The organism is Flavobacterium tructae (genome assembly GCF_002217475.1).
In the GTDB taxonomy this organism is placed as follows: Bacteria; Bacteroidota; Bacteroidia; order Flavobacteriales; family Flavobacteriaceae; genus Flavobacterium; species Flavobacterium tructae.
In genome coordinates, this window is sequence record NZ_MUHH01000056.1 from 1 (window position 1) to 12,150 (window position 12,150).

The window sequence follows — 12,150 nt, forward strand, 5'->3', positions numbered from 1 at the left end:
CTTTAATATTAATTCCTCCTTTTTTATAACAATATTGCAATTAACTATTTTAATATCACATCCTAGCGAATTTAAATTGATAATTGCTTTTGCAGTATCAATTTCTTTCTTATAATAATCTTTTCTTAATTGACAATATGCATCTGATAGTAATAAATAATTTTTTACTAATTGAATTATTTCATCCCATACCAAATTTTCAAAGTCAGGAATGTTTTTAATATCGCTGCGAATTATGCCTTCTAGAGTAAGAGCAATATCTAAGTAATTGTAATATTGTCTGTTTCTTTTAATTATTCCTTCAAAAATTAGACTTTTTCTTACTTTAGACAATACCCTGAAATCTTGCTCAGGATTCACATTGCAAATCTTCTTTAATCTATTTTCTATAAAGCTTAATAACTCATTAACTGAAAAAAAATTGGTTGCGGTAGGAACTCCTAATGCATGGTATTTATCCGTTAGTGTTGCGCCTCGTTTTATAGACGGCAAAGTACTATCGCAATAATTGGTAAATAATAATAAAATATCAGTAGTCATAATTAAAATTGCTCAAAAAAATATAGATTAAACTCGTTACTTTGGATATCAACTAATACAAATTATATCTTAGTAAAACTTTACTCAAATATCGATATCACCTAAGGCTTACCTATTAAAAGGTGATTGATTTAAAAGCATTAAAATTACATAAATGGAATCTTTATTTGTTACGGTTTTCCATAACTACTTCCCTCGTTTATAAAAGACAAAAATCAACGTCAAATTTTGACTTGAATAGTTTAATGATAATTGTTTAATTTTAAGTAGTCAAAGTAGAATACCATAGATTACTTTTCATAATCTAAATTGTTTCGACTGATACTTTACCAAATCAGAAATTTAAAATTTTAACGTTTTTTAACATTTAACCTTGACAGGACATCCAAACCGTTTCGCATTAAAAAATTAAAATAATTGCCTTACAAATTCACTTGAAAGTAAGCCAATTTCTTTAAATCCTGCATAAAATGGTTTGAAATTTGTATCGTAGGGGTCACAGAAATCCCATTTCTTACGAAGTGGGATTTTTTTATGCTTTTTTTCTAATTCCTTAAACTAACAAATTAGAGCCTTTTCTTTATAATAAATCTTACAAATTAGTTTGTGTATCCAAAATACTGTTGTATTTTCGTTCATAACTGTATTTCGATATTCTTCTTCTTCCTACAAGAAATAAAGTGAACATAATTTATTTACAAAATGCTATAGCTATATCATTCTTTTAGTGATGACATTGGATAGCAAATAAATAAGCCCCAAATATAATAGAAGCACCCAATAATTAAGCGACACCTACTAAACATGCTATTAACCGATAACCATTTAACCATTGTAGTGGGGATAGACATCCATTTTACTACACTACCCCCTTTTAACCCTTTTCATCCTTATATAGGCATTGTCATTGATCCATTTGATTATATTCCGTTTTTAGGTGCCACGGTACATGTAAATGGATTTAAACGTGGAAACTCAGACACCAGTGGTATCATAATACCTCTGATGCACATTCCTCTTTTTACACCGCCCTGGCTTATGACACCTATCATAGGCCATGAAAGCATGAACTTTTTTGCTTCTAAAACTGTATTCTCAGACGGTACCCGAATGAGCCCCAAAGGACATATGCTAATGACCTGTAATGATATTGGGATTCCGCTCTCCATGTCTTTAGGGAAAACCAAAATAGGCAAGAAAATGCTGCCGTTTGCCCCAACTCTTTTTGCCCCGACCTCCTTTTCATTGCCTATTCCTACCGGAAAACCCGTAATGGTTGGCGGTCCCTATCCTCCCGATTGGGGTGGGGTTCTTACAGGATTATTAGCTAGTATTGGCTTTAGTACTCTAATGAAAAAAGTTAGAGGTCTTGTTAAAAAGATTAACCTTAAGGGATCAAAAGGTCCTAATGGGCTTAAAGATGGACTCCGAAAATGTGTTAATGACCCCGTAAATGTGGTCAATGGCGTGGTGATTTATGAAGGCAGTGATTTTGATTTGACCAGTCCGATTCCTCTAAATTGGAAACGCAGCTGGTATTCAGATTCCCAATATGTAGGTTGGCTGGGTCATGGTGTACATTGCGTATATGACAGAGCCGTAGAATTATACCTCGAGGACGATGCCTTAGGATTTCGCATGGAGGACGGGCGACTTGTTGTTTTTCCGATGCTGCTGCCTGAAGAAGAGTTTTATTTACGTGAAGAAAAAATTACCCTCAAAAGAACTCAGGATGGTTATCAGGCTTACGATCATCAAAGTAAACTCTTTTATGAGTTTACCCTTTTTGATGGCAAAAAATACCAGCTTACCAAAATTAGTAATGCTAACGGACTTTGCTTAATTTTCGAATTTACAGCTAATCGTCTGAAAAAAATCATCGATGCTGCAGGCAGAGAAATCAAAGTAAGCACTAAGGATGGATTTATTCAAAAGCTGGAGCTTGCCGGACCGGAACAGGACGAACTTTTAGTAGCCTACGAGTACGATAAGCAAGGTAACATAAGTGCGATTATTGATGCACTGCAAAAACCGACAGCCATTGAATATGAAAATCATTTAATGGTTAAAAAAACCGACCGTAACGGACAAGCTTTTTACTGGGAATATGACACCTATAACCGCTGTATACACACCTGGGGTGATGGTGGCTGGCAGGAAGGCTGGATGGAATACCACCCTGAGGAAGGTTACAATCTGATAACAGACTCTAATCTGGCCGTAACCACCTATTATTACGAGCCAAGCCAGCTGATTACACAAGTAAAAGACCCAATGGGTAACAGTACCTTTTACGATTATACCGAGTTTATGGAGCTCTATCGCGAGATTGATCCGGAAGGACGCATTCTTGGCTTTAATTACGATGACAGAGGAAACAAAACTGGCACTGTTTATCCGGATGGTACCGAAGAAATCATGATTTATGATGAGGAGAATCGTCCATCGATTGCCATAGATCCCGAAGGGAATAAAACCGTTTATCTGTACAAAGAAGATAGAGAGGATCAGCTCAAAACAATTATTGCTCCCGATAAAACCACTACCCACTTTAGTTATCACGATAATGGACTATTAGCGACAGTGGCCAAAAACAACAACAAACTCGAACTCATTTATGACGATCAATATAATCTTATAGAATGGCGTGAGAACAACCAAAAACTAAAATCATGGGAGTATGACCATCGCGGACGCGTACAGGCGATCTACACCCCAATGCAAATGGCCGATTATTTTAGCTACGATGCATTGGACCGCGTAAGACAAATTGTAGAGAAAGACAGCAATGTCATACAGTTCATCTACAACAATTACGATGAAGTCATAGCGCTAAAAGACAATAAAAACAAGATTAAGTTTAGTTATACTCCACTGGGAAGCCTTGCTACACGCGAGCAAAATGGCGTGAAAGTTCGTTTTGATTACGACAAGATGGAACAGTTGCAAGCCATCAAAAACGAAGACAACGAAGTCTACTATTTTAGCCGCAACAAAGCCGGACAAATAATCAAAGAAACTGCTTTTGACGGTATGGTCAAAAAATACCAGCGTAATCTTGCAGGTGAAGTCACCAGAATAGACCATGGCAACGGCAGATTTACCGAATACGAACAAGATGCACTGGGACGCATCACCAGAGCCGACTATCACGACGGTACCTGGGAAACCTACAGCTACAACAAAAACGGACTTTTAACAGAGGCTGTAAATCAAAATGTAAGTGTCCTTCTGGAACGTGATGAAATGGGGCGTATCGTAAAAGAAACCCAGAAACAACAGCTCGATAACACCAAAAATGCCATTACCCTTACCTCTACTTACAATAAACTGGGACAGCGTATTGCTATAAATAGTTCATTGGGAGCAGAGATCAGTACGTATTACGACTCAAAAGGACAATTGGAACGCATCGAGGCACAAAGCAACGAACTCAAAGAACAGCACCAGAAGTGGCAAACCACCCTGAAACGCGACGAACTGGGAAGAGAAATAGAACGCTTTACCACAGGTGGACTCCACATTAAAACCAGTTACAACAACAGCGGAAAACAAAAAGAACAGGAAGTATTTGCCAATGGCAAACGCAGCGGATCACGCTTTTACAACTGGGATACCAACCAGCAATTGCGCAGTGCTGTAAATCAAATGACTTCCAATATCGCCTACTTTGATTATGATGACTTTGGTAATTTGGCCAAAGCCGATTATAATGGTAAAGAACAGCTGTACAAAACCCCGGATGCAGTAGGAAATCTTTACAAAACTCCGGATCGCAGCGATCGTAAGTATGGTAAAGGTGGAAAATTATTGAAAGACGAAAAGTATCATTATAAATACGACGAACTGGGTAATCTGATACACAAAAGTACCAGAAACATCAACGAAGAACTAAAATTCGAAGAACCAACCAACTGGATCGATAAACTGGCAGGTAACAAAACCGAAGAAACCAGATTACAGCAAGAACATGAGCAATGGCAGGACGGAGATACCACCTATAACTGGCTGGCGAATGGTATGCTCGAGAGCATTACCAACCCTGATGGGAAGAAAGTTCATTTTGAGTACGATGCCCTGGGTCGACGCACCGCAAAAATTGCAAACCAAATAATAAATCGCTATGTTTGGGATGGAAACGTTCTTATTCACGAATGGAAATACGATTTAAAAGATCGTCCTAAATTAGTTGCTACCGAGGATGACTTGGTTTACGACAAGCCAGAACCAATTAACAATTTAGTTACTTGGGTGTATGAAGGAGGTTCTTTTGTACCAAGTGCTAAGATTGTTGGAGAAGAAAAATTCTCCATCATCAATGACTATATTGGCAGGCCCGTACAAGCTTATACTGAAAAAGGTAAGTTAGTCTGGGAAACGGATTATGACATTTACGGAGATCTCCGTAATCTAAAAGGCGATCGAGATTTTGTCCCTTTTAGGCAGTTGGGGCAATACGAAGATGTAGAGACAAGACTTTATTATAATAGGTTTAGGTATTATAATCCTGAAACTGGAGGATATATTAGCCAAGATCCGATTGGATTACATGGAAACAACCCAAACTTTTATGCTTATGTAGAAGATAGCAATGCAACATTTGATTTTTTTGGGCTTGACGTAATTACAATTATAAGGCAGGATGTAAATATTGGCAGCGGAAATCATTATAGATTGATATATACTGATTCAAAAGGAGTGCAACAAATGACACATTTGACTATGGGTCGAAATGATATCATCGAAATCAAAACTGGGGTGAGTAAAATATCTCTTGATGATATCGATGCAGCCGACAAAAAAACAATAGAAGTAACTCGTAATTTAAATGATGCAATATCGAAATCAGCACAAAAATTTAATGGTAAAAAATATAAACTCAATCAATTTGATTGTTTTAGATATATTGAATCAATCATAGGGAAAGCAAACCCTGACATTTCAATAAAAGGAAGTACTAATTTGGATAGATTTAAGAGTCTAGGATGTAAATAATGAAAACATTTATAAAAAAAATAGAGAATGAATTTGATATTAAAATGATCAAATCTGATGAAGTAATTGATTTCGAAAATACTTATGCAATTGACAAAGATGGTAACATAACAACTTTACGTTTACAAGAAATCCCAATTAATAGTCTCGATTTTTTACTACCTATATCTGATAATTTAGAAGACTTATTCTTGCAAGATTGTGAAATCACTAGTATTAAAAATATAAGTGTTTTTAAACAACTTAAAAAATTAGATTTAAGCATTAATCCCTTGTCAAATTTTGAAGGTATTGAAAATTTAAAAAATCTACAGGAACTGAATTTATCAGCTACTGATGTGAATTCTGATTCAAAATTTGAAAACATTCAAGATCTTCAAAACTTATGGTCTTTAAGTTTAGATTATACTCAAGTAAAATCTATTCGGGGATTAGAGCACGCAGAAAATCTGAGGAAGTTAAATCTGAGAAACACAAAAATCAAAGGTTTTGAAGATATTGAAGAATTAGAAAATATTAACCACATAGATCTTTCTTCTTGTTTTGATTTAGATTTCAATAGATTAGCATTAGACAGAATGAAAAATTTAGAAAAATTAAATTTGAGTTCTTGTATTGTAAAGTCATTTGAAGGGTTAAAAAAAATGACTAATTTAAAACAGCTTTTGTTACATAATGCAAGCGAAATAGAAAAAATAAAGCATTTAGATTATTTGGAAAATTTAAGAGTCTTGGATTTAAGCGAAACTGAGATCTCAAAAATAGAAGGATTAGAAGGATTGATTAGCCTCACAATGTTGAATCTTGCTTCTAATAAAATATCAGAGATAGAGGGAATTAAAAATCTGAAAAATCTAGAATATATTGATTTACGCAATAATAAGTTTTCTGCTATCAAGGAAGATAATTTTACTGGAATTGAAAAAGAATGTGTTGTAGATATTGGTTTTAATGATGTTACAGACTACAATATAATAACAAGAAAAAATATAAAAATTGTTTATAATCATGAAGGTGCCGGGCTAGATTTAGAACCTCTGTCTTTTGCTTTTGGTGACATAGAAAATATTGAAAAATATTGCAGAGAACTCAAAAAAGAGTATTTAAATCGTATTAAAGAATTTGGTCTTTGCAGTTCTCTTAGCATAAGCGATTTCAACAAAAGAATGATCTAGTTCTGTTTTTAGAAGTTTATAGCACCAAAGAATGATTCTATTTTCAAATTATAATGTGTCCCTCCGGCGCAAACTCAATGTCATTGCCCCCTGCTCTACAAAGTATGCCTCACAAGCGCTGCGCAAACGTCTCTGATTTTGCGCCAACTTGCAAACGTCTAATTTCTAGACAAGAAAGAATCAAAATAATATTAAGAAATAAATATAAAAAGTCGGGAGACTTTTATGAACTTTAATAATTCAATAAGCATAAAAAAGCGCAAAGTCAGAGACATTTGCGCTGTTATTCAGTTGAGCACTTCGGAAAGCTGGGGTGCTTTGATGAATTGTATTATTGTAATTTTACACACATCCAGGTTGCTTTAATGATCTCTTTATCTCCTACATAAGCAATTCCGGACTGCTTAATTATCTTTTCACTTAAACGAATATTTTGTATTACAAATTTAATATCATCTGTAAACTTTGCAGTTGCAAAAAATTCAGCATCTTCAATACTGACAAGTCCAAAAATTCCATTTGTAATTCCTAAAAGTTTAACTCCTGCACCGCCACATTGCGCCATTGATTCTATCAATATTGTTCCAGGTATATACTCAGACATAGGAACGCTTCCTTTTAACCAAAGATCCCTTTCATCAAATGTCTTAATACCAACAATGGTTTCATTTGAAAATGACACTATTTTATCTACAAATAAAAAAGGATTCCTATGCGGAATTAAACTTTCAATTTCTTTTAACATGTTGCATTTTTTACGGTTTAATACTTTATTTTTTTTCTTCACTAAGATATCGTAAAACATTTCATTAGCTCTACCACAAATTATGACACAATTTAGAACGTTTTTGATAAAGTAAAAGTATAGATTAACAAATTATTATGTAAAAAGCCCGACTATTGTAAACAGATAGCAGTAATAAAATAGGAATGCAAATCTATTTTAGGATTTAAGTGTAAGTATGTAACCTTTTTTCAGTACGAGACAACATTGATCGCACGAGTGAGACGCTCACGCTAATGAAGGGATTTTTCTACACTCTATTCTTATTTTTTAAGTTTGAATAAGGACTATTCCGTTACAACATCAGGCAGTTTCGTTTTTTCTGATTTTCTCAATGCCTCTTTCTTTCATTAGCGCTACGGCATCGAGCATTTTGATTAAATAAATATAGGGTATTGTGAGGTCAGAGTACGGATCTTGGGCAGTGGGAGACGTTGAAAGTTCCAGGATCAGACACAGAAACGATTCGAATTCTTCATGCGTTTTTTCATCAAATGCTTTTTGAAACACGATAAAAGGATCCTCGTATTCTCCCTTTGTCAGCGAAGAAAGATGAAAAAGTGTTTCATCGTGCAAAGACGCCATAACTTGCCATTTTTTGCTTTTCTCTTGCAGGCAGTAACACAATTTAAGAAAATTGTTCATAGCCGTATAAAAAACAAAAGCATTCGAGGGATTGTTCGCCTCATAAACCTCACTCTTATAACTGTAAACTACCGCTTCGGTTAAATATTGTTTGTAATAATCGAGATCCGCATAGGCAAAAAAAGCATCAATGGCTTTAATTGGATTTCCCAACACCTCCCCTGCCCAAGAGCTCGTTTCGAAGGATATTTTGCTTGTTTTCATGTTAAAGAGATTTAAAATTCACAAACGAAGTTCTGTGCTTTCAAAAGGATAATCTATTCGAATAGTGAATATTTAACCTGAATAAAAATTGGTATAATATCTGACAAAACAGCTGTATTATCCGATATTTTTTTATCTTTGAAATTCAGAGATTTTTAACCCAAATGAGGTTATCTTTGAGCCTTTAGAAAATTGATATTTGTTATGGAACAGAAAATACATCAGGGAAGAAACTTAAAACGTTTTAGAGAAATGCTTAACATCAAACAGGAAGCATTGGCTTATGATCTGGGCGAAGACTGGAACCAAAAGAAAATTTCGATGCTCGAGCAAAAAGATGTCATTGAAGATAAACTACTGAAACAAATCTCAGCCGTATTAAAAATTCCCGTTGAAGCTTTTCAGAATTTTGATGAAGAGCAGGCGATAAATATTATTTCTAATACTTTTGATAATTGTCAACAGCCAGCATCTGTATTTTATAACTCAACGATTAATCAAATTGATCAGTTCATTAAACTTCACGAAGAAAAAATTGCGTTGTACGAGCGTATGTTGAAAGAGAAAGATGAAATGATGGTTAGGCTTGAGAAATTGATTAATAAGTAACTATTTTTGAAAATATACTGATTCTAGAAAGAGACTTTTTAAGTCTCTTTTTTTATATAACATTAGATTTTCTTTAATTGTTTTTCTGTTCTCGATTTAGTGTTTTTATATATTAGCTGATATTTATCTTTGCCATACTGATATGAAATAGGAGTTTTTATAATCCTTTAGTTTAGTCATACATTTCCAACCAATAATATCAAATAATATTTTAGCTAAAGCTTTATTCCAAATAATTTCTTCTGGCTTTGGATAAATAAAACCAATCACATATTTTTCTCCTTTAAAATCAATAGAATCTAATTTCCTAAAATCTTTAAACAATCCTACATGATTATTACCAAAATAAAAATTTAAGTTTCTTGGTGTTTTTGCAGATTGACTTATTACTAACGCTTTTAATTCTAATAATATTTTTTTCTTTGATTTTAAAGTAACTTCAAAATCTATATTATGGCCTTTTCCGTCAGCTTTCTTTATTAAAAATTCTCTTTTGTAATCAATAATTTTTTCCTTCGAACATAATTCCTCCAAAATAAAAATCATTTCAGCTTTGAACCAACCTTCAACTCTTGAATCTACTTTCGCAAACAATTCAAAATAGTTTGACTTCGATTCAAAATGGTTTATAATATCTGACATTATAGTTTTCATTTAAAAAAGTTTTTCGAATTTAAAACAGGATATTTTTAAGTCATATTAAATCAAACAAAGAAATTTAATAATTAATTTTATTTATAATTCTTTATTTTGAAGAAACAAATTCAGTACAGATGAAAAAATGTACGAAGTCAGAGACATTTGCTCTACCTTTAAAAAGTATTCATTGGCTATATTTTTTTACAAATACTCTTTTAAATGATTTAAAAAATCTTTTCCATGGTTCGTAATCATTAATTGCTTGTTAGCATTTCTAGTAAACACACCTATACTTTGTAAGCCTTGCAAAAGAACAGGATTAATGCTTTCTTCGTTTACAATTCCATTAGAGTCAGTTCTTATTGATAAGATTGTTTCAATTTTCCAATCTTTCAGAAGCATATCTGCATGTTTTCTAAACTTCTCTTTTTCAATTTCACGATTCTTTCCTCTAGATAATTCATTGTCTATATGTAATGTATTATAAACAACGCTTCCTAAATCATTAAAAATGTAATGATTGTCACTTATTTTCTCTACTAAATTTAGAGTCCAAAACCTTTGAAGATATTCTTTTCTATTAACATTTGTCCTAAAAACTAGTCTTCCATTTTCTTCTTCCTCTAGATCCACGAATTTTTGTGCATCTTCAATATTTAGCCTTTGAAGTGCTTTTGAAACTTCTTTAGCAAAATAGGGACTTCTTTTACTTTCTTTTAAATCTTTTTCTAAAATATCAATCATCAGCTCTCTTTCTCTTTCTCTTTTTTCTCCATCAGTAATTAAAGAATTTGCTAATTCGAGAGAGCTATTTAATTGGTCAATACTATTTTTACTTGATGTCGTAATTTGCGTCAAACTCTCATCTCGTTGTTTTATAATTTCTTTTAAAGAATGTATTTCATCTAGAAAATCTTGTTTTTCCTTGCTTCCAGATTCAACGTTTTTTTGCTCATACTCTTTTCTAGCAATACGAATATGTTGCACCTTTAAATTCTCTAAAGCATCATACTTCTTCGTAACGCGTTCTTTTTTAGTTTCAAAAAGGTCCTTATCAATACATAGCATTATTTTCGGTATCAGCAATGTATAGAAAAGTGCTATAAAAATGGGGAAGAATATCGCCCAAAAAGTACAATACTCGTGATTTATAACTACAATTTTATCCTCGATAGAAGCGTTTGAGAAAAGCAGTATAAAAAAAGGTCGCCAATTATAAATCACAAAAGACCATAAAAATGCGCCGGAAATGGGAGTCTTTAGCCTCTCTCTTGTAGTATCAATAAAATCTTTTATAATTTCTTCTATCGTCATAGGTTGTTTTTAGTTGAAACAAACATAATAAAACATACTATAAATTGCTAAAATTATTAAAAATAGGATATACAATTTTGTAGCTTTTTTTTTGTATTTGTGATTTAATTAAACTTTTTTTTCTCTCAATCTTATATATTCTTTATGCTATTACATTTTTATATTTGACAGTCATATTTCAAAAATATTTAAAGTCCAATTGTTTATTTTACGGATTTCCGCAATTATGTTAGATAATTATTTTGTTAATTTGTTTCAAATCCCAACGAAAGTATTCTTATTATTGTAAAATGAAACAATTAGATTTCTGGACAAATTTTTTAGCGAACGTATTGACCGTTATTGCATCAGGAATAGCAATATGTGTCTATATATTTAATAAAGATAAAATTAAAACTGCTTTTAATTCAATTTTGTCATACTCACATCAAGTAACTTTATCTGATCTAAGATATAAAATCGAAAAACTTAATGATTTTAATGTTAATGTTCCCGAACAAAAAACCGAAGTAATTAATTTACTACATGAGATTGAAGGTCACATATTAGGTAATAGTTTTTTAAAAGATAGATTAGCTGATCAACTTAAAAAAATCAATACTTTTACTCGTAATCCAAATAAATTATTAGAACCCCCAAAGAGAAGTTTGGTTTGGGAATTAAAAGAAAGCGTACGAAGCTTAGATATGTCTAATTTTGGAGATTCAATTACATAATAAATAAAAGCATGAAAATAGTTTTAGTAATAAACGCAATGATCACAAATAAAGAGAAAATCTCTAACATCCTTTTGGATCAACAAGAAATCTATTTTTTATATAATAATAAATATAAATGGTCTATAGAAAAGGTGGTTGAAAATTGGTCGAATCAATATGAATTAAATTTTTATCCAAAAAATCCCGATGCTATAGTGGAAGATGATTTAGAAGATATTATTTACAAAAAAAGACACGGTTCAATTTTAAATGTAGCAACTTACTCTACATCAGACTTAAAAGGAACAGAGACCTACGAATCATTTAAAGAATTATACCAATTATTGATAGACAAATTTTATGGTATTGATGATATGTTTGAAGATATACTTACTCCTCCTTTTTAAAAAAATAAAAATGGCTCCTCGCTATACTGAAGTGTTCATTAACTAATCGACCTGCTCTGCAAAGTGTACTACATTAGCGTTACATAAATGCCCCCTGCTCTGCAAAGTGTGCCTCGCAAGCGCTGCGCAAATGTCTCTGA

General features: G+C 32.6%; 10 protein-coding genes. 5 read left to right on the plus strand and 5 right to left on the minus strand.

Annotation, left to right across the window (positions count from 1 at the left end; genetic code table 11):
• Nucleotides 1-540: hypothetical protein (locus tag B0A80_RS19190; RefSeq protein WP_133063722.1), on the minus strand; the 540-nt coding region annotated here is incomplete at its 3' end.
• 804 nt (nucleotides 541-1,344) lie between these two features.
• On the opposite strand from B0A80_RS19190, the gene B0A80_RS19195 reads away from it, so the two are divergent.
• Nucleotides 1,345-5,535 carry a DUF6531 domain-containing protein gene (locus B0A80_RS19195; protein WP_233430785.1) on the plus strand — a complete coding sequence of 1,397 codons (4,191 nt, stop codon included), beginning with the start codon at nucleotides 1,345-1,347 and terminating at the stop codon, nucleotides 5,533-5,535.
• On the plus strand, nucleotides 5,535-6,710 hold the full coding sequence (locus B0A80_RS19200; RefSeq protein ID WP_089078342.1) for a leucine-rich repeat domain-containing protein: 1,176 nt from the start codon (nucleotides 5,535-5,537) through the stop codon (nucleotides 6,708-6,710). Before B0A80_RS19195 ends, B0A80_RS19200 begins: the two co-directional genes overlap by 1 nt.
• Before the next feature lie 331 nt (nucleotides 6,711-7,041).
• Here the strand turns inward: B0A80_RS19200 and B0A80_RS19205 are convergent, their stop codons facing one another.
• Nucleotides 7,042-7,455, minus strand: a complete 414-nt coding sequence (locus tag B0A80_RS19205; RefSeq protein WP_070908121.1) for a 3-hydroxyacyl-ACP dehydratase FabZ family protein — start codon at nucleotides 7,453-7,455, stop codon at nucleotides 7,042-7,044.
• Between the two features lie 342 nt (nucleotides 7,456-7,797).
• Complete coding sequence (locus B0A80_RS19210) at nucleotides 7,798-8,343, minus strand: hypothetical protein (protein WP_089078343.1); 546 nt, start codon at nucleotides 8,341-8,343, stop codon at nucleotides 7,798-7,800.
• A gap of 204 nt (nucleotides 8,344-8,547) precedes the next feature.
• Here B0A80_RS19210 and B0A80_RS19215 point away from each other — a divergent pair, with 204 nt between their 5' ends.
• Nucleotides 8,548-8,952: a helix-turn-helix domain-containing protein gene (locus B0A80_RS19215; protein WP_089078344.1), complete on the plus strand. Its 405-nt coding sequence runs from the start codon at nucleotides 8,548-8,550 to the stop codon at nucleotides 8,950-8,952.
• A 123-nt stretch (nucleotides 8,953-9,075) separates the two neighbouring features.
• Here the strand turns inward: B0A80_RS19215 and B0A80_RS19220 are convergent, their stop codons facing one another.
• Nucleotides 9,076-9,594 (minus strand): hypothetical protein, encoded by a 519-nt coding sequence (locus B0A80_RS19220; protein WP_089078345.1) that lies wholly within the window; start codon nucleotides 9,592-9,594, stop codon nucleotides 9,076-9,078.
• Between the two features lie 198 nt (nucleotides 9,595-9,792).
• Complete coding sequence (locus B0A80_RS19225) at nucleotides 9,793-10,905, minus strand: ATP synthase subunit B family protein (protein WP_089078346.1); 1,113 nt, start codon at nucleotides 10,903-10,905, stop codon at nucleotides 9,793-9,795.
• Between the two features lie 290 nt (nucleotides 10,906-11,195).
• On the opposite strand from B0A80_RS19225, the gene B0A80_RS19230 reads away from it, so the two are divergent.
• Both B0A80_RS19230 and B0A80_RS19235 read left to right on the plus strand, forming a co-directional pair.
• Nucleotides 11,196-11,621 carry a hypothetical protein gene (locus tag B0A80_RS19230; protein WP_089078347.1) on the plus strand — a complete coding sequence of 142 codons (426 nt, stop codon included), beginning with the start codon at nucleotides 11,196-11,198 and terminating at the stop codon, nucleotides 11,619-11,621.
• Nucleotides 11,622-11,632: 11 nt separating this feature from the next.
• Nucleotides 11,633-12,010, plus strand: a complete 378-nt coding sequence (locus B0A80_RS19235) for a hypothetical protein (protein ID WP_089078348.1) — start codon at nucleotides 11,633-11,635, stop codon at nucleotides 12,008-12,010.
• Nucleotides 12,011-12,150: the final 140 nt, after the last annotated feature.